The following is an 18,848-nucleotide window of genomic DNA, read 5'->3' as shown; positions in this document are numbered from 1 at the left end:
AATTAAGTCGTTGTTATTTTTGTGTGAGGCGCGATAATAAACGTCAAATATCAACATTTGTCTGCATATTAAAGGATTTTTGTGTCTGAGCTAATTTCAGTTGTGGTACCTGTATATAACGGTGCTAAATATTTATCAAAAACCGTTGAATCTATATTAGCGCAAGACCACCAAGCGTTAGAGTTATTGTTAATTAATGATGGCTCCAGCGATCACTCTCAAGCATTAATCGAATCTTTAGCCGCCCAAGACCCTAGAGTAAAAGCCTACAGCAAAGCCAATGGCGGTGTTGCCAATGCGCGCAACTATGGTATTAAAAAAGCTCAAGGTGATTTTATTGCTTTTTGTGATCAAGATGATTTATGGCTACCTAGCAAGCTCTCCAAGCAATTACCCTTATTTGCCAATGACAAAGTGGGCTTAGTTTACACCGGCGCTATTGCAGATTATGTTTTGTACAATAAGCAATCAAAACCGAGCTTTGAGCATAAACATCGCGGTGATGTCTTTGCGCAGTTAATTCAGCAAAATATGTTTACCTGTTGCACCGCCATGGCAAGAAAAAGTGTGATAGAGCACGTCGGTGGTTTTGATGATGATCTTGCGCTTATGGGCGTTGATGATTGGCATTTATGGTTAAAATTGTCGCTGGTGTGTGAATTTGACTTTGTCGCAGAACATTTAGCCATTCATGTATTTCATGGCGATAACTACTCCTTAAATGATCAAAAAATGCATGAAGCGGAAATTGTGTGTTTAGACAAAATTGCTGATATTGCCACATCTCACGGAAAAACTGCAAATTGGCCGCTTATCAAACAACAGTTGCATGTTCGGTATGCAAAGTCGTATATTTTTTCAGGTTTATATAGCTTAGCGGGGGATACTTACCTGCGGGCACATCGCACTGAAAAAAATATGTCATACCGTTTAAAAGGTTGGTTGTTAAAACTTATTCCTAACCTTGCCTGGCAGTTAATGCAAAAAACCAAACGCAAGTTTGCTCGCTCGTAATGCCACAGCCTCTGGTCTCTTAATGACAAACTCAAATCAACTAAAGTCTCAAGTACTGCATTCATTAAAGTGGGTAGCATTAGGTAAAGTGCTGACGCAAATTATTCGCTGGGCGATGACCTTTTGGGTGATACGTTTATTACTGCCCGAGGATTATGGTGTAGTTGCCATGGCTGATATGTTTGCGGGCTTTTTAGCACTATTTATTGGTGGCTTATTTGCGCCGGCAATAATCCAAACTAAAGAGCTGTCGCAAACCATGCTCAAACAAATGTTTGGTTTAATTATTGTTGTTTATAGCACTATGTTTTTGGTGCAATATAACCTCGCCAGCGTGGTAGGTAACTTTTACCAATCAGAGCATGTTACCAGTATTTTAAAAGTAACGGCATGCTTGTTTATTGTCAAAGCCATAGCGATCATTCCAACCTCATTGCTGGCGCGAAATATGGCGTTTAAGCATGTTTCTATAATTTCCTCGGTCGCTAATATTACGGCGGCAGTAACAACATTAGTGTTAGCTTATTTACAGTTTGGTTTTTGGGCGATTATCATCGGTGAAATTATTGCCGTGACATTACGTGCGGTACTGACACTAGCGGTACAGCCAATTACGTTCTTGCCCGAATTTAAATTTACCCAAGTTAAGCCACATTTGAAGTTTGGCGGCTTGATCATGTTGCACTCGATTGTATTTTATGTGTTTCTTCATATGGATGTGGCAATTGCTGGGCGATTAATGTCAGTAACAGAAATAGGCGTATTTGCCATTGCTCTGCAATTTGCCTTAATGCCACAGAAAAAAATATTGCCGCTGTTAAAAGAAGTGGCGTTTCCTGCCTTCTCTAAAATTCAAGATCAACCGCAGCGCATCAATGCTTATATATTAAAAGCACAAAAAATGAGTATTTTGCTCACAATCCCCATATTTTGGGGGCTTGCTAGCGTGATTGATCAAATTATCCCGATTATACTCGGTGATAAGTGGTTAGAGGCAATTTATCCCACCATGATCATTTTATTTGTGATGCCATTACGCTTTAGTGAAGAGCTGTTTAATCCAGCACTAAAAAGCCAACGTAAAGTAAAGCATATGCTACATAATGTTAGCATTATGAGTGTCGTAATGCTGATCAGTATCGTGCTAGCCGCGCCTTATGGCGCAGTAGGGCTTGCAGCAGCATGGGCTTGTGGATTTCCTATTGCATATGGTGTTGTTGCCTGCAGAAATGCTAATTTGCTGAATATTAAATACCGCAATATCGCCAAGCTTTTTCTTGCGCCGGTTGCGGCGGGCATTATTATGCTAATAGTTGTATTTACCCTTAAACAATACACTGGCGAAATTGCGGTGTTAAATTTGCTGATACAAATAGCCGCTGGCGGTGTTGCTTTTATTAGCGCGTTATATTTGTTTGATAAAAAGTTGATAGTTGAGCTGATAAGTATTTTTAAACGGAGCCCAAAGCGCCATGATTAAATTGAAATTAATGATCAATGTGCTGATAAACTTAAACTTGTACCTGTTAGCACAATGTGTTGCTAAAAAACCCAAGCTTTGGGTCTTTGGAGGTTGGTTTGGTGAGCGTTACAGCGATAACCCCAAAGCTTTTTTTGAATATATCAACAAAGAACAGCCAAGTATCAAGGCGGTATGGATAGCTAAAAACCCACAGCTTATTAAGCAAATAAGAGCACTCGGCTTTCAAGCGCATCATGAAAAAAGTTTAAGCGGCATTTATTATCAACTTAGGGCCGAGTTTGCTTTTGTTTGTCAGTCACTACATGACGATATTTTTGCTCCCTGTATTGGTAAGCGTACCAAGGTGGTTAATTTATGGCATGGCTTACCATTAAAAAAAATAATGTATGACGTGTTTGGCGATAAAGTAGTTCATAAAAATGTTGTCGGTAAGCTGGTTGATAAACTGTCACCTTATAACCAAATAAGAAATGACTATTTATTGGCGACCAGCGTTGAAACGCAAAATACACTGGCTAACGCGTTTCGGTTGCCAAAAGAGCGCACCTTAATTACTGGCTTTCCTCGAAACGATGTGTTTTTAAAGCCCTATGTAAAGGCAACAAAGAGTGCCTTTAAATGTATTTATATGCCCACTTTTAGAGGCGGTATAGGTAGCGAGTGTGATTTATTTGCCCAATATGGCTTTAATGTGCAAGTCATTGATCATGAGTTATTAAAAAACAATATCGAGTTGGTGCTACGCATGCACCCTGTTAATAAGCCGCCACCATATCTTATTGAAGAAATTAAAGCCTCAAAAGCCATTACTATAGATAGCTCAGCCGATATTTTTGACTCAATCGCACACTATGATTGTATGATCACGGATTATTCAGGCGCGTATTTTGATTTTTTATTAACAGGTCGCCCCATCTTATTTGCACCATTTGATCTAGAAAAATATAAGCAACAAGAACGCGACTTATATTACTCTTACGAAGAAGTAACATTAGCGCCGTATGCGTATAGCTGGCCAGAGCTGATTGAAAACCTAATAATGGTTAAACAAGAGGACTCTTCAACCACTTTTCACCAAGCGTATCAATGCTTGCAAAGCAAGTTTCATCAGCCTTTAGCAAGGACAGTAAGAAGCTACTCTGAAAATTTATATAACCAAGTTTCTCAATTATAGCAGTAATCATAACATAGCCAAAAGTTGGGGCGCTTTCAGATTAACATTACTTTAATTTAACGGGTAATGGCTTATTATCTATGTTAAAGATAGGGTAGTGCTTTACATATTTTTTAAGTTTTACTGCCTTAGACTCGATAAGGTGCCAAGAAGCGTAAGCGAGAAAAAATGTCATGATAGCTGATAAAATGATCATTGCAGTAGAAGATACATTTGCAATACTTGTCGCAATTAATTGTTGCACAGGCCAAGCGTAAATATAGATGCCGTAAGAATAATCTCCAAAACGGTTATAATTTCGCACTCTACCTGCAGGTACATAGGCAAGGTAAAGTATGATATACGGAAGTATTAGCGTATAAAGGATTAAAAAAAGACCGTGACTAAATGAACTAAAAGCCAATATAACCAAGGATAGCCAAAAAATATTTTTATTAAGCTGAATTTTCCGACGAGCTAAGTACATAAGTGCGCCATAAAAAAATAACGTGCCAAACCGAAAAAGCTTATATTTCTGACCTCTAATATCGGTAAAAAAATGATATTCAAAATAGTTAACGAGTGAAAAAACAAAAAAGGCTAGTATAAAAAAAGTTAACCAATTGGTTTTATAAATAAAGTTAAAAAGTAGTGTAATAAAGCCAAATAAGCCAAGCATAGCGTACATTTTTAGCTCCCAAGGCAAGGTCCACAAAGAGCCATTGACGCTATTATCAAAAGGGGCATTTAAAAATACCCCAGGTAGCTCTTGGACATCACCTAAAAGCATGAATGAGTTTTTGAATAAGAATATAAAAGTATGTTTAGAAGTAAAGTACTCGTTTATAGTAAGGCTTGAAACCAATGCTCCTATCAATATACAAGTAATAACGGCGACAATAAGGCCAGGATAAATACGTAAAACTCGTGCGACTGCAAATTCAATTAAGTTACGCCGATAAAATAAACTACGTGTGACTAATAAACCGCTGGTAATAAAAAAAATATCAACGGCAATATGCCCAGGTGTAATACCTATAATTGTTCTTAATGGCTCATTTTCCGCATCCCCTGTTGCTAAAGCATAGCTATGACTAAACAACACTGCAAAAGCAGCTAACATTCTCATTAAGTTAAAGTTATTATCTTTAGAGTTGATTACATTTGATAAATACATATTGGCCTTTTTTCTTCAATACTACTTTAAATAATTTTGATAAGTATCGCAAAAAGCAAATAAATTTAGCACCATCCATACTTTCATCGCTAGCGCATGATTGCTTGCTAGCTCTTTATCATCGAGTAGTGACAAAACAAACTCAGTGTCAATTACTTGATTGGCGCTATTGTTTTTATCAACCAAAATTTGTTTTGCTTGTTCAGAAAAGCTTCCGCCTAGCCATTTATCCAACGGAACTGGAAACCCCATTTTTTTACGGTAAAGCACCTCGTCAGGCAAATATTTCTCACCGACTTTTTTCAGAATATACTTAGGGGTATCATGGTTTTCTGAATTATCATCCGCCATTTTGTTTTTTGCTAACTCTTGATCTTTTTCCGAGTTCCATTTTAATTTGTATTTATTGGGAATACTAAAAGCAAACTCCACTAACCTATGGTCAACAAAAGGTACACGCGCCTCAACTGAGGTTGCCATGGTGGTGGTATCAACTCGCGAGAGTAACCCCTGTAAATGTACGGTTTCAAAGGTATACATCATTTTTGTTTGATAGTCGGATGATGCTACTTCATTAAAGCTTTTTTCAAACCTTTGATTCAATTCTGACTCTATTATATTCCAGTCAATATTTTTGGCTAAAAGGCTATGTTTTAATGCGGGCTTAGTGTAACTGTAATTAAAAATAAAATGCTCTAAATCAGTAGCAAACTGCCGCTGTCCGTATTTTTTTTCATAAAGCGCAGCGCTTGCTGGTGATTCGCGCAGTAACTTTTGATTTGTATAGTCATCAGCTGAGCGAAAAATACGGCCATAGCCGCCAAAAATTTCATCAGCCCCTTCACCTGACAGTACCACAGTTATATCTTTTTTCAGCGCTTTACTCATTAAATATAACGGCACCTCATTGGGTACGGAAAGCGGTGCATCTTTGTAGCGAATCAGGGTATTAAGGGTGGTAAAATATTCTGCGGCATCAATATTAATGGCTTTATGATCAGTTTGATAAAGCTGTGCAACTTTATCAGCATAGTTAAATTCGTTATAGCCGGCTTCAGCAAAGCCTATGGTATAAGTTTTTATTGGCTCTTTGCTGTATTTGGCCATAATAGCGGTGACTAAGCTAGAGTCAACACCGCCCGATAAATACGCGCCAAATGGTACGTCTGATATCATCCGGTATTTTATTGACGAATGTAATAGTTCATCAAGGCGTTGTAGATAATAAGCCTCGCCTTTATCTTCAGACTGGTTAACAAAATCAGCTAACTGCCAATATTTATGCTCAGTTGTACCCTGCTTGGTAATGTGTAAATAGCTACCAGGGCTTAAATTTTGAATACCTTCAAAAAATGTTTCATCGAGAATGGAATAACGATAAGAGAAATAAGATGAGACGGTTTTCTTGTTTAAAGAAAATTTGCGCTTTGCTAACGCAAGAATGGACTTAACTTCAGAAGAAAATATAAAGCCTTGCTCTGTTTGATAATAAAATAATGGCTTAATACCTAAGCGGTCTCGCACCACGTACGTACAATCCTTTCCCGCTCTTTTATCCACAATAATAAAGGCAAACATACCGATAAAATGCTCAATACAATCGATGCCAAAATGTAAATACGCGTTGAGCAACACTTCGCTGTCAGACTGCGAGGTAAATGTCATCCCCTCGGTTGCTAAGCGCGCTTTTATCTCCTTAAAGTTATAAATTTCACCATTAAAAACTAACGCAACGTTTTTACAATCTGAATACATGGGTTGATGGCCAGAGTCAGACAAATCCATGATACTTAGTCGAGTATGCCCAAGGCGTTGCTCATGAAACGTGTCAAAGCCACTGTCGTTAGGCCCACGGTGTGATAGTAGCGCTAAGGCTGCCTGAAACTCTTGATCGCTAATGCTATTATTTATATCGCCAAGCGTTGCTAAAATGCCGCACATAATATTCCCTATGGTGTTGTGAATTGCCTTACATGTTTATTTGTCGTTACGAAGATCCAATAACACATTATTGATCAAGGTTGATGACGTACCCTTGGTATAAGGGAAGTAAACAACGCGCACGCCTTCGGCTTTGAACTTTTCATCAATTTGCTGCCATTTTTCGGTTTTAAACCAATCGTCACCCACAAACATGACATCAAACTTTACTTTCTGCCATTGGGTATATTTATCCATATCTTCTTGTGGAATAACCGCGTCAACATAACGGCAAGAGCGCACCACCTCCATGCGTTCTTCAAATGAAATAACCGACTTTTTATTTTTGTAGCTGACTAATTCGTCAGTGGTAACGCCAACCACCAGCTTATCGCACATGCCTTTGGCATTACGCAATAAATTGACATGGCCAACATGGAAAAGATCAAATACGCCTGTGGTGTAACCTAGTATCATTTAAACTTCCTTTTTAATTTAATTTTATAAGCCTAACTTTAACGCAATATAAACCGCAACAATAATTGTCCAACAATATAGCATCGATTTTAACGCAATCTGCATAGTAAAATGAGCCGCATATGCCGGATTGATTTTTATTAATCGTAAGTGAGACGCGAGAGTCATACCCATGTATATGTACAAAAGTAGCGTAAACATTCGGCTAATGAAAAAACCAGTGATCATAAAACCCATCATTGAGAAAAATAATGTTTTATTAAGAAAAAGTTCATTGGCTTCTTCTGTGCTGCGCTCGACTTTCTCAGACTCGTCACTTTTGTTATTGTTAATTTGGTCACGAATAATTAAATAGCCGGTTAATACAGTAAACACTAACGCCCCCCCCCAAAGCGAATAACCGGGCACGCCAAGCTCGCCAGCAACGTGGATATAGGAATTGTGCGCAACAAGTCCATGTTCTTCTAAAAATTGCCCCATACCAATGCCAAACACAGGATTGGCTAAAAGCATTAACACGCCTGCATACCAAGCCTCTAAACGGCCATCGGCAGATGCGTCGATATTGCTTTGTAATGAGGCAATGACAGTTGCAGCAATAGGTGCAAGAGCAACAATGGTAATAAATAATTTTGGCCCTGCATTCATTACAATAAAATAAACTGCTAGCAATGCGCCAGCGCCTAGCATAGTGCCGCGCGAACCAGTTAAATAAATACCGTAAAAAAGTGCTGCTAAAACACCGAGCATAATTATTTTATTAAAAGCCGCCGCTTTTTTATAAAAATAAATAGCAAACGGAATGTTCATCACAAAAAACATGCCTAGATCATTGGGGTCATTAAAAAATCCAAGATAGGTAATGCGTCGCTCACCTAGGTTGATGTAGCCAACAGAATTTGTATCAAGTGCCCAGCCAGCACCCGCTATTGCGGTTTGTTGCACATGACCGTTATGCACCATTAGTAAAGCGGCCAATAAGCATACTGCCATCAGTACGTGTTGTCGTTTAATGCTCGTTATACAGTTTGAATATAAAAATAGCGGAAATAAGGCGCTGATGAAAATACGTTCAGACTGTTCAACTCCGATCATGCCAGAGCCATTTAAAAATCCAGACATTATAATGAGCGGTACTAAGGCTAATAGCATCCAATGTTGTGGCAGCATGGCAAGAGGGCGTTGTGCTGCAAGCGTCGCGATAAAAGCAATAATGATAAAAATCTTGATAATGATCCATTCAACACTGACTAAAAACATTTCGTGAGGGCGTATTAATACTGAAGCGGTATACAAAAATAAAAAGAAGAAAGCGAGTGTTGAATTACCCTCTTCAGCTTTTGGAAAATGACGAGCCATATGTTAGTGCCTTTATAACGCTTGTTACCGAAATTTAAAATGAGTTAGCGGCTTACCAGTACAGAAAAAACGCCACAGCTAGTTTGCTTATGGTTTTAAGTATTTTGTTATCTTATTGATTAGTCGATTAACGTGAAACTTCCATTTAGTTAAAATGACATGATTATTGGCCATGGGGATCTTTTTACAACCAAACTTTGCTTTGTAACTATCATTTAGCCCGCCCATCATAAAGTCATAATACTCAAGCTTGCAGTGTTCTATGCTCCAGATATGGAGCGCAAAGCCTGGCGAGAATTTAGCATAGTTACTTTCGTCCCAGCCACATTGGTAAAAATATAATGTTGTCTTGTCTGCCAAGTAATAATTAATCGCAATGGGCTGATTATCAACCACTATCGCACTTATATTAATATGATTAGGATGGTTAGTTCTATAGTTTTTATGGAAAGCGTTAAAGTCGCTTTCAGCAAATGCGCCGGCATGACCTATTTTATTCCACCTTGCTTGATGGAATTGAGCAAGGCGCCCAGCATAATGCTCAAAGTCAGCTGCAGCAATCCACTGAAACGTCGCGTTGACTTTATTGAGTTGTCTCACTGAGCGCTTATAGCGATCGCGGGTGTTTTTACTTAAACGCTCAAATGACCAACAGTCACGTTTTATTATATAGCGAGCACTTGTTGCTGCTGGTTGATAATTAAACGTTGTTTTTAATAAGCGATTGATATGGCTGTTATGTAACGTGGCTCGCCATTTTATTTGGTCAATTTTAAGTGTTTTTAGTTCTTTCGAAAGTAGTTGCAGTACTTCATTTTCGTAGCCGACTAAAATATATATATCATTGTATTCAGAAGCTATTTCACTTGCTTCAGGTTCACCTTGGCCTATTGGGTACAAAGTAATTAGTTTAATCAGTCCTTTAGGCTTGTGCAGATAAAAAGGGCAGAAGGCGACAGGAGTATTTTTGTCGAATAAAATATAAACTTGGAGCAGCCAGTTTGGTTGCCAAAAATGCTCAATCCATAATTGCAGCCAATTTATAGTATTACTTATGCAAACATTGTCGCGAGTATAAAATGTTTTAGTTAATAAGGAGTCGTATTTTTTTAGCTCCGCTAACTGTGTAATCAACTGCCAATGCATCCATTAATACCATGTTTTTTAACTTAATTACTTTGCTTTTATGGTTTGCCTAAGCTTTTCTACCGGCTTATCAATTAGTTTTATCACACATAAAGACATAATAAAAAGAATTAAAAAAGTTAACATGCATGAAATAAGGGAGAAATTCTCTTTAAGCGAAGCTACTTTACCAAGGCTAATGACGCTAGCAATGGCTGCCGCTTGGTAATGCAAAAGGTAAAAAGGGTAGGAAAAATCACCTATTTTTTTATCTAATTTTGTTGATAAACCATTGACGAAAGTATTTTGTTTAGCTAGCGATAAAACGAGCAAAAAGTTAATAGCCATACAAAAATAAAAAATAATTTCCATCAACCAAAATGATAAAGATTGAGAAATAGCTATTGATGTCACTATGGCTATGCAAAACGATGTAAAGAATAACTTTATTGGTGAGGCCAGTATAGCTTCAGGTATATAACGGACAGATTTTTGCTTTGACAAAAAGAAAATTAACGCACCTAATGAAAAGGGCAGTGAACCAGCCGGAATTGAAAAATACCTAGCGTGCCAATAGAGATTCATTACATATGATAACACTATAAAGACTACCGACAAGCTTATCCAAATGTATGTTCGTTTTAAGGTTTTTGAAATCCCTAATGCAATGGCGACATAAAAAAACAACTCAACAGTAAGCGCCCAAGTTGCTGGGGATAAGCGAGGTTCAATTTGGCTGGGCATCCAATGAGGAAATATCATGGTGGTATTGCCAATTATTGCGGCTAAATTTGTGGGTAATATAAAGCCATTGCTACTAGAGCCCCAGAAAAGCGTAATAACGATACTGCACAGAATAGCCGCCCAAAATGCAGGGTATAGCCTCAAAAAGCGATTAGTCGCAAATTTTTTTCGACCTAATGAAGAGTAGCCGTAACTGGTATGCATAATGTAGGTCATTAAATAGCCACTTAATATATAAAAACCAAACACAGCAAAGCGCCCAAAATCACTGAGCCAAAATATATGTCCTACTACAACCATAGCAGCCCAAATTGTTCTTAATAATCCGAACAAAAGTATTTACCCCTCAGCTATATAGCTATTATGTGAATGGCGTAATTTAATAAGCACGTTTTAGTGGTTAATTTGATGCTAAGTCACCATATAATTAACCAAAGTTTTTATTAATATAAAAATTCTCAGATTCGCCTATTGGGTCTTTTAATGGATCCCAAACCGGCTTAAAGGTTGTTTTGATTTTAGCAATAATACGCGTGATATTATTGGAAACGCTGATGGGTAAATGTAACCAACGACAGAATAAGAATATACGGCGGCGAAATACCCAGTGATACATGGCTTGTTCAGCATAAAAGTTATAACCCCATCGTTGCTCAAATAAGCGAGATGACTGCCAAGTGAGCTTTTTTCTCCAACGGTAAAAGAAAAACCTCATATCGTCTAACTCCATTCGGGTGCCTAAATTATCAAATACCACGACCGATTTTGGTTGAGTGAGAATTTTTCTCGCCATTTTTTTTGCTTGCATAGCAATGTCTATATGTTCGCGAATTACCATTTGTGGTATTTCAATTTTCTGCAAAAATTTGGTTTCAAACAACACACCATGTAGCTCAAACATTTCAGAAGCACGTACTTCTTGTGGAATTTCTTGGGGTAGGGCGCGTCGATAATGCTTGTCTTCTATCAAGTAGTCGGTGCCGTTGACGTCTACTATGCGTATTTCATTGGTATAAAGGTGGTTTCTAAGTTCAGCACCTTTATCAACCCCCTCTTTTTCTAGGGTTAATGGGTTAACTATGGCGGCCTGCTCTTTTTCTGCCACGGCAAGTAAAGGCTCAGCCCAGTTTTCTGTAACATTGGAGTCGTTATCTAAAAACATGGTGTATGGTGTGGTAATTTTATCGCGAACTTTGCGCATAGCTTCCATGGGAATAATTAAGCCCATTTCGATTATTTCAGCGTTATCTTTACTGGCAATGAGAGACTCAAGCTGTTTTTTGATAGCCTTGGGGTAAGCAAGATCTAATACTTTTAAATAAAAAGGCTGTGGTGTTAGCTGATATAAATTCTCTATACACTCTATAACGCCAGAATATCTATCGCGTGGTGTAATAACGACCGTAAGTTTAACTTCATCCATTGTGTTACCCATTGCTCTATGTAAATAAAAGTTAATTAATAACTGTGTTAAAAATAGTGAGATACTTATTAATCATGCTATTAATTGAGAATTGAGTTGATATGCGTTGATAGCCATTTTCACCCAAACGTTTTCTTTCATCGGCAGACGACGCTAGTTTTCTCAGCGCTAGGCTTAATTCTTCTGGTGCTGCTGGCGCGACTAATAGCCCAGTTTCTCCATCAATAATGATTTCTTTTATGCCACCTACGTTGGTGGCGACAACAGGCTTGGCTTTTGCGCCGGCTTCAGCAAACACTAAACCAAAGGCTTCTTCTATCGGTGGTTGCACAAAAATATCGCAGGCCTCAAACCATTGTTCAACGTTATTGATTTGCCCGAGAAAAGTTACATGCTGCTCAAGTGTTAACTTTTTAACTAGTGTGTTTAAGGTTTTTTTTTCCATACTACTACCGTCGCCGGCAATATATAAGTGTAAATTTTTATATTCTTTAGTTAAGGGTACAAGTGCAGCAATAGTGTCTTGATGACCTTTTATTGTGCCTAAGTGCCCAACACTTAATAACACGAGTTGTTGATTTGGAATATTTAAATTGTCTCTGGCCTTGGCAGCCGTGGCTTTAGTTGGCGGCTTTTTAACTATTGCGCCGCCATGTACAACGTGACATTTTTTACTCGGTAGCGCTAAGTTGTGCGTTAATAAAGATAGTCTATCATGTGATACCGCAATGTAATGTGATAGTAGCCACTTGATTAAGGTGTTGACTTTACTTGGTTGATATTTTTTTAAATCTGAACGGTGAAAGGTACCAATTGTGGGCACACCACAGGTAAAGCCAGCGATGCCGGCGTAGAGTTGACTAAGCTCGCAGTGAGCATGAATCACTTGGATGTCATCCCTAATAATGACGCGTCTTAATTGGCTAATGAGCTGCCAGCGGGAGGTACTTTCACCATCTATAACTTCTAAATTAGGTATCTTTACCCAAGGCTCAGGGCAAGATAAGCACGCAGCTGTAACGCAATGGTTATTTTGCCGCAATCCAGCAACTGTAGCTGTGAATCGCATTGTGCGACCGCCCTTTTGTAAGCTTTGTACCACTTCTAGAACGTTTAAACTTTTTACAAACGTCATCTTAAATTCTTTGCATATGCTATATCCATTTTCCTCATATCAATCAGGATAAAACTCAATTATGATAAAGAGGAGTGAAAAAGTTAAATAAATATAGTTGGTTTATTTAAAAAAGTTAAGGCAACAATAAAAAGGAATGGATTTAACGTGGTTAAAGTTGCACATGTTGTCAGTAGTTTACAAGTTGGTGGCGCAGAGCGCTTTGTCATTGATTTATGCGAGGAACAAAAAAACAATCATATTCAGCCTGTAATTGTTTCACTGGGTGAGCCGGGTGAAACTTTAGAGCAAGAATGCCGTCATTTTAATACCCCAGCCTTTAGTTATGCAAATTCACTATTGATTAAACTCATCAAGGTTTTTGTTCAGTTAAGAAAATGTGACGTTATTCATATTCATACTCCGCATGCGTTAAAATTTATTTGCCCGGTGTTACCACTGTTAAATAAAAAGTTGATTTATACAAGGCATGGCGCTGCAGCTTTAACTGGTGCCCAATGGCTTGAACTGCATAAAAAATCACAACGCTATGTCGATGCCATCACATTCGTTTCACAAGAAGGCGCTGATAACTTCCACCAAGCGCATGGTTGGCAAAGTACGCCCAGCGCAGTGATTGACAATGGTGTGCTGATACAGCCTATTGAAAAGGGCAATGCCACCGCTTCTGCGCTGCGAGTTGGCTCTGTGGGGCGTATGATCCCGTTAAAAAATCAAATCTCGCTGTTACGCGCGGCGTCATTATTGCCGCTGTCAGTTCAAGAAAATTTGGCAATTCATTTTTTTGGTGATGGCGAGTGTGTTGCGCACCTACAAAACTATCACAAGCAGCAAGCATGGCCGGTTGCAGTGACTTTTCATGGTATGGTGGGCGACAGAGAGCAAATATATTCTAATATAGACCTATTAGTGGTGTGTTCTGAAACTGAAGGGCTATCTATGGTGATTATTGAAGCCATGGCAAATAAGATACCTGTGATTGCTACTAATGTTGGTGGTAACCCTAAGCTTGTGCGAAACGGTGAAACCGGCTGGTTGTTTGATTATGATGATGATGAAAAGCTCGCAATATTGATTCAGCAAATGAATGACAATCGGCATTTAGTTGCGCAATTGGGTGATAAGGCGTTTAACTATATTAGTGATAACTTTTCTATTCAAGCCGCCGCTAAAAAGTATGCCACGCTTTATGAAAAATAAACAAGGCAAAAAGCAGGGAAAAATAATCAAGCGACTCGGCTTTGGTTACTTTATCGGTTGTTGCTTAATAAGCTTATTAGTAACCCTGTTACCCTATTGGCCGCATAGCAACTCATTGATTATCGCCAAATATGCTTTACTGTTTGGCCCGCGTTGGTGGTTGTTAGTGGTGGTGTTAGGGCTGTTTTGCTTCTGGCGTTACTTGTCTATGCGCCAGCGATTGTTATCACCCTTATTAATTTTATTGTCACTAAATTACCTCGATTTACAATTGCCAAGCATGGGCAGTTATTTCTCTGCAAGTACGGGGCCTGAAATATCATTGTTAAGTGCCAATATAGGGGGCGGTGGCAGTATTAAGTCACTTGAAAACATTGGCTTTGGTAAAAAGCCTGACATAGTGCTATTGCAAGAAGCCAGAAGAGTGTCACTTGCCAAAGTATTTAGCCATTATCCGTATAAAGAGTGTGTTTCTGGGTTGTGTATTTTTAGTCAGTTTCCATTTCAAAAAACGCAAGTGTTAAATCGTCGCTTATTTGGTGGTTGGGGAGACTTTGCGGTTTTTTATCAAGTGCATACACCGCTAGGTACAGTCTCGTTAGCTAATGTGCACTTTGAAACACCAAGATCTATTTTAATGGGGCTTATTTATCGTTATTTTGACTTTCAATTAGCTAAGTCGGTTGAAAGTAATCGGCAATTTGAAAGCGATTTAGTTAGTTTATGGTCGCAAAGTACGTCTAATACTTTTATTGTTGGTGATTTTAACATGCCGCAAGATGAAAATATTTATCAACGTAATTTTAGCCATTTGAATAATGCTATTGATACCAAGGGCATTGGTTTTAATGCCACTAAGCATACGTCATGGTACGGGGTTAGAATTGATCATATTTTGTATTCTGATGACTTTAAAATCACCGCAGTTGAGGTTATAGACTCAAGTAGTGGTGACCATAGACCCGTCATGGCAACGTTTAGGTTAGCGAAATAGCTTAAGGGCTGATGATGCGACAAACGCTTATGTTTGCTGTTTATTTACTGTTATTGCTGGTAGCTCAGCCAGGCTATAGTGCTGTGCATGAAATTAGCTTTGCTTTGCCAAGCAATAAGCTGGCAAACAAGCCAAGTAAACATAACGGTAAAATATTGTTGTTACTGCCTGTGCCACAGAAAAAACTCCCTCTCACTAGCAAGCTGCGCTTAAACGCCACTAAACAGACCATAGCAGCAAATTTTAAGGTACTTGCCACTTGGCCCAGTGTAAAAGGCCAGCAATATATTCGTTTATTAGCTATAGATATTAACGTTACAGCGGCAAATATGCGCCAATTAACGTTAAGTTGGTCAAGTGCGTCACACGCGTTAAATGTAGAACAACTAAGCGAGAAAGAATATCATCCCCGCCAACTTGTTTATCCGTCTCGCGCATGGCTATTACAAACTATTTTACTGCATCCAGCGCAAACGGTGGCTAGTGATTGGTATCTTGAGCCGCAAAAAAAATATGCCCATTATGTTACTAATCAAGCACTGCTAAGACAAAAAGGCTACCCTGCGCAAAAAGCCACGCAGTGGTTATATGACCGCCCACAGGCTATATACCAATTGTATTTAATGTCTGGCGACGAGCAGTGGCTGAATAAAGCAAATGCCTTGGCTGATTTTTATATTAATCACATTGATGAAAATGGCATTTTTAAGTTAAAAAAACGCTTTGACCCCAAAATGCTGATGCCAAAGGGAGTTTTGTATCGTTATTTACTCAGTGGCGATGTTAAGGCAAAAGCTGCACTAACAAGGATGTTTGAAAAGTCGCTCGATTGGCAAGCAAGCTATCGCTTAACGCGCGGCTTTTGGACTGAGCGTAATCAGGCTGCAGCGTTAAATGTGGCGATTTCTTATTGGGAGCTTACCGGTGAAGCTAAGGCATTGCAGCGTATTAATGAACTAATCGATGCAACTGTGGCCATGACTTTTAACCCTGTTAATAATTGGCCATTGCGCGGCTGTCCGCAACATAGTTTTAAAGCACATGAAGGCTGGGGGGATAACTCTGCTGCGTGTTCACCCTGGATGATGGCATTGTTGGGCGATGCGTTATGGCGCTTTTATCTGCTAACTGAAGATCAACGTGCCGCCGCTTTGCTCGATAGCTTTGGAGATTTTGTGCTTAATTATGGTATTTATTATGGCAATGAACGAGTAAAAAATATTGTTATTCCCAAATACATAGTATCAATTGATAACCCCAAACAAGAAGAGCTAAATCAATGGACCGACCCTCAGCACGCTTGTGATGTGGCGGCTTTATTAGGTAAGTCAACTTATATAAAACAGCAAAACAAGCAAGATGATTTTTTAGTAAAAACGTTATTTAGTGCTTTACTAGAGCAGTGTGCAGGCAGTTATCTTAGATTAAAGCAAGAACAAAAAAGTAAGCGTGAAAAACACTATTGGGTGCTTAAGCCACCGCGCCGCTTTGCTTGGATGTATTCAACCACCAGCGATTTGCCTTGGTTAAAAGAGAAGTTGTTAGCGTATGATTAGTTTTAAATAGGTGTGTAGATCGGACCCAGCCCGTTACAGGTTTTTAAAATGCGAACTGTGCTGGGGCTGATGGACTAAAGTCCAACCTATAACAACATACAGTTGAAGCGTGATAGTAAAACAGCTATCTGTAGGTCGGACTTCAGTCCGTCACAGGTTTTTAAAGTGCCAACTGTGCTAGAACTGATGGACTAAAGTCCAACCTACAACAGCATACGGGTGAAGATTAATGGTCAGACAGCTATCTGTAGGTCGGACTTCAGTCCGTCATAGGTTTTTAAAGTGCCAACTGCGCTAGGGCTGATGGACTAAAGCCCAACCTACAACAACATACGGGTGAAGATTAATGGTCAGGCAGCCACCTGTAGGTCGGACTTCAGTCCGTCATAGGTTTTTAAAGTGCCAACTGTGCTGGGGCTGATGGACTAAAGTCCAACCTACAACAACATACGGGTGAAGCGTGATAGTAAAACAGCTATCTGTAGGCCGGACTTCAGTCCGTCATAGGTTTTAAATAATTGAAAAAACAAGGAGGTTTTTTATGTCGTGGAGTGATTTGCGTAAAGGGCGCTATTCGTATGTGTATGGTGAGTATTTTGTTACTTTTAATACCCAAAATCGGGAGCCATATTTTCATGACTTTAATCTGGCATGCTTATTTTCGCAGCAAATAATTACTAATGAAACTAAGCATAATTGTTAATGGCTGACTTGGGTGCTGATGCCTGATCATTTTCATGGTCTATTACGTTTAAATCTTAATTGCTCAACATTGCCTAATATTATTAAGGGATTAAAGGGAAGCTCTAGCTTTATTATCAATAAAGAGCGTAATGAGCAGAAGCAATTTTGGCAAGCATCGTTTTATGATCGCGCTTTAAGAGTGGATGAGGATAGAAAGAAAATAGCTAGATATATAGTTGCTAACCCATTAAGAAAAGGACTAGTGAATAATATTGCTGATTATTCGTTTTGGAATTCAGTTTATTTGTAGACCAGTGTTTATATAAGTTTTAAATTTACCCTGATGGACTAAAACAGCTATTTGTAGGTCGGACTTCAGTCCGTCATAGGTTTTAAAATGCGAACTGTGCTGGGGCTGATGGACTAAAGTCCAACCTACAACAACATACAGTTGAAGCGTGATAGTAAAACAGCTATCTGTAGGCCGGACTTCAGTCCGTCATAGGTTTTAAAATGCGAACTGTGCTGGGACTGATGGACTAAAGTCCAACCTACAACCACATACAGTTGAAGCGTGATAGTAAAACAGCTATTTGTAGGTCGGACTTCAGTCCGTCATAGGTTTTTAAAGTGCCAACTGTCCTAGGACTGATGGACTAAAGTCCAACCTACACAGCATAGGGGGCGAAGATTACTAATCAGGCAGACATCTGTAGGTCGGACTTCAGTCCGTCATAGGTTTTAAAATGCGAACTGTGCTAGGGCTGATGGACTAAAGTCCAACCTACAACAGCATACGGGCGAAGATTAATGGTCAGACAGCTATCTGTAGGTCGGACTTCAGTCCGTCATAGGTTTTTAAAGTGCCAACTGCGCTAGGGCTGATGGACTAAAGTCCAACCTACAACAGCATACGGGCGAAGATTAATAGTCAGACAGCTATCTGTAGGTCGGACTTCAGTCCGTCATAGGTTTTAAAATGCGAACTGTGCTGGGGCTGATGGACTAAAGTCCAACCTACAACAGCATAGGGGCGAAGATTAATGGTCAGACAGCTATCTGTAGGTCGGACTTCAGTCCGTCATAGGTTTTAAAATGCCAACTGTGCTGGGGCTGATGGACTAAAGTCCAACCTACAACAGCATAGGGGCGAAGATTAATAGTAAAACAGCTATCTGTAGGTCGGACTTCAGTCCGTCATAGGTTTTTAAAGTGCCAACTGCGCTAGGGCTGATGGACTAAAGTCCAACCTACAACAGCATACGGGCGAAGATTAATAGTCAGACAGCTATCTGTAGGTCGGACTTCAGTCCGTCATAGGTTTTAAAATGCGAACTGTGCTGGGGCTGATGGACTAAAGTCCAACCTACAACAGCATAGGGGCGAAGATTAATGGTCAGACAG

The 18,848-nt window shown here is 39.2% G+C and carries 15 protein-coding genes; 7 read left to right on the top strand and 8 right to left on the bottom strand.

The annotated features are described in order from the left end of the window. The first annotated feature begins 81 nt into the window (after positions 1-81). Genes B6K83_RS05530 through B6K83_RS05520 form a run of 3 tightly spaced genes read left to right on the top strand, consistent with a single transcriptional unit; the run spans position 82 to position 3,671 of the window. Positions 82-1,014: a glycosyltransferase family 2 protein gene (locus B6K83_RS05530; RefSeq protein ID WP_158088322.1), complete on the top strand. Its 933-nt coding sequence runs from the start codon at positions 82-84 to the stop codon at positions 1,012-1,014. A gap of 22 nt (positions 1,015-1,036) precedes the next feature. Next, positions 1,037-2,494 (top strand): lipopolysaccharide biosynthesis protein, encoded by a 1,458-nt coding sequence (locus tag B6K83_RS05525; protein ID WP_085283974.1) that lies wholly within the window; start codon positions 1,037-1,039, stop codon positions 2,492-2,494. After that, positions 2,487-3,671: a CDP-glycerol glycerophosphotransferase family protein gene (locus B6K83_RS05520; RefSeq protein ID WP_085283973.1), complete on the top strand. Its 1,185-nt coding sequence runs from the start codon at positions 2,487-2,489 to the stop codon at positions 3,669-3,671. Before B6K83_RS05525 ends, B6K83_RS05520 begins: the two co-directional genes overlap by 8 nt. A gap of 46 nt (positions 3,672-3,717) precedes the next feature. Here the strand turns inward: B6K83_RS05520 and B6K83_RS05515 are convergent, their stop codons facing one another. From B6K83_RS05515 to B6K83_RS05480, 8 genes are all read right to left on the bottom strand, one after another. Continuing rightward, a complete protein-coding gene (locus tag B6K83_RS05515; RefSeq protein WP_085283972.1) occupies positions 3,718-4,827 on the bottom strand; it encodes an acyltransferase family protein in 1,110 nt (369 codons plus the stop codon). Positions 4,828-4,848: 21 nt separating this feature from the next. After that, on the bottom strand, positions 4,849-6,768 hold the full coding sequence (gene asnB, locus B6K83_RS05510) for an asparagine synthase (glutamine-hydrolyzing) (RefSeq protein WP_085283971.1): 1,920 nt from the start codon (positions 6,766-6,768) through the stop codon (positions 4,849-4,851). 36 nt (positions 6,769-6,804) lie between these two features. Then, positions 6,805-7,224 carry an adenylyltransferase/cytidyltransferase family protein gene (locus B6K83_RS05505; RefSeq protein ID WP_085283970.1) on the bottom strand — a complete coding sequence of 140 codons (420 nt, stop codon included), beginning with the start codon at positions 7,222-7,224 and terminating at the stop codon, positions 6,805-6,807. Between the two features lie 24 nt (positions 7,225-7,248). Further along, positions 7,249-8,583 (bottom strand): O-antigen ligase family protein, encoded by a 1,335-nt coding sequence (locus tag B6K83_RS05500; protein ID WP_085283969.1) that lies wholly within the window; start codon positions 8,581-8,583, stop codon positions 7,249-7,251. Between the two features lie 87 nt (positions 8,584-8,670). Further along, complete coding sequence (locus B6K83_RS05495) at positions 8,671-9,483, bottom strand: GNAT family N-acetyltransferase (RefSeq protein ID WP_158088321.1); 813 nt, start codon at positions 9,481-9,483, stop codon at positions 8,671-8,673. A 273-nt stretch (positions 9,484-9,756) separates the two neighbouring features. Continuing rightward, complete coding sequence (locus B6K83_RS05490; protein WP_085283967.1) at positions 9,757-10,785, bottom strand: acyltransferase family protein; 1,029 nt, start codon at positions 10,783-10,785, stop codon at positions 9,757-9,759. Positions 10,786-10,879: 94 nt separating this feature from the next. Then, positions 10,880-11,875: a glycosyltransferase family 2 protein gene (locus B6K83_RS05485; protein ID WP_085283966.1), complete on the bottom strand. Its 996-nt coding sequence runs from the start codon at positions 11,873-11,875 to the stop codon at positions 10,880-10,882. A gap of 31 nt (positions 11,876-11,906) precedes the next feature. Continuing rightward, on the bottom strand, positions 11,907-13,010 hold the full coding sequence (locus B6K83_RS05480) for a glycosyltransferase family 4 protein (protein ID WP_085283965.1): 1,104 nt from the start codon (positions 13,008-13,010) through the stop codon (positions 11,907-11,909). A 147-nt stretch (positions 13,011-13,157) separates the two neighbouring features. Here B6K83_RS05480 and B6K83_RS05475 point away from each other — a divergent pair, with 147 nt between their 5' ends. From B6K83_RS05475 to B6K83_RS18540, 4 genes are all read left to right on the top strand, one after another. Next, entirely contained in the window at positions 13,158-14,210 is a 1,053-nt protein-coding gene (locus tag B6K83_RS05475; protein ID WP_085283964.1) for a glycosyltransferase family 4 protein, read from the top strand. After that, positions 14,200-15,204, top strand: coding sequence for an endonuclease/exonuclease/phosphatase family protein (locus B6K83_RS05470; protein ID WP_158088320.1), 1,005 nt, complete (start codon positions 14,200-14,202; stop codon positions 15,202-15,204). The genes B6K83_RS05475 and B6K83_RS05470 overlap by 11 nt, the downstream gene beginning before the upstream one ends. A gap of 11 nt (positions 15,205-15,215) precedes the next feature. Next, positions 15,216-16,760 carry a hypothetical protein gene (locus B6K83_RS05465; protein ID WP_092251448.1) on the top strand — a complete coding sequence of 515 codons (1,545 nt, stop codon included), beginning with the start codon at positions 15,216-15,218 and terminating at the stop codon, positions 16,758-16,760. Between the two features lie 715 nt (positions 16,761-17,475). Next, positions 17,476-17,754 carry an REP-associated tyrosine transposase gene (locus tag B6K83_RS18540; protein ID WP_408607186.1) on the top strand — a complete coding sequence of 93 codons (279 nt, stop codon included), beginning with the start codon at positions 17,476-17,478 and terminating at the stop codon, positions 17,752-17,754. Positions 17,755-18,848: the final 1,094 nt, after the last annotated feature.

The sequence above is a fragment of the Colwellia chukchiensis genome, from assembly GCF_002104455.1.
GTDB classification, from domain to species: domain Bacteria; phylum Pseudomonadota; class Gammaproteobacteria; order Enterobacterales; family Alteromonadaceae; genus Cognaticolwellia; species Cognaticolwellia chukchiensis.
Note: the sequence above shows the minus strand (reverse complement) of the source record. Positions and strands in the feature narration are given on the sequence as shown.

What these genes read in the sequence shown, in the direction of transcription:
- B6K83_RS05525 (WP_085283974.1), top strand. Translation starts at nt 1,037, where the DNA reads ATGACAAACTCAAATCAACTAAAGTCTCAAGTACTGCATTCATTAAAG.
- B6K83_RS05520 (WP_085283973.1), top strand. Translation starts at nt 2,487, where the DNA reads ATGATTAAATTGAAATTAATGATCAATGTGCTGATAAACTTAAACTTG.
- B6K83_RS05515 (WP_085283972.1), bottom strand. Translation starts at nt 4,827, where the DNA reads ATGTATTTATCAAATGTAATCAACTCTAAAGATAATAACTTTAACTTA.
- asnB (WP_085283971.1), bottom strand. Translation starts at nt 6,768, where the DNA reads ATGTGCGGCATTTTAGCAACGCTTGGCGATATAAATAATAGCATTAGC.
- B6K83_RS05505 (WP_085283970.1), bottom strand. Translation starts at nt 7,224, where the DNA reads ATGATACTAGGTTACACCACAGGCGTATTTGATCTTTTCCATGTTGGC.
- B6K83_RS05500 (WP_085283969.1), bottom strand. Translation starts at nt 8,583, where the DNA reads ATGGCTCGTCATTTTCCAAAAGCTGAAGAGGGTAATTCAACACTCGCT.
- B6K83_RS05485 (WP_085283966.1), bottom strand. Translation starts at nt 11,875, where the DNA reads ATGGATGAAGTTAAACTTACGGTCGTTATTACACCACGCGATAGATAT.
- B6K83_RS05480 (WP_085283965.1), bottom strand. Translation starts at nt 13,010, where the DNA reads ATGACGTTTGTAAAAAGTTTAAACGTTCTAGAAGTGGTACAAAGCTTA.
- B6K83_RS05470 (WP_158088320.1), top strand. Translation starts at nt 14,200, where the DNA reads ATGAAAAATAAACAAGGCAAAAAGCAGGGAAAAATAATCAAGCGACTC.
- B6K83_RS05465 (WP_092251448.1), top strand. Translation starts at nt 15,216, where the DNA reads ATGATGCGACAAACGCTTATGTTTGCTGTTTATTTACTGTTATTGCTG.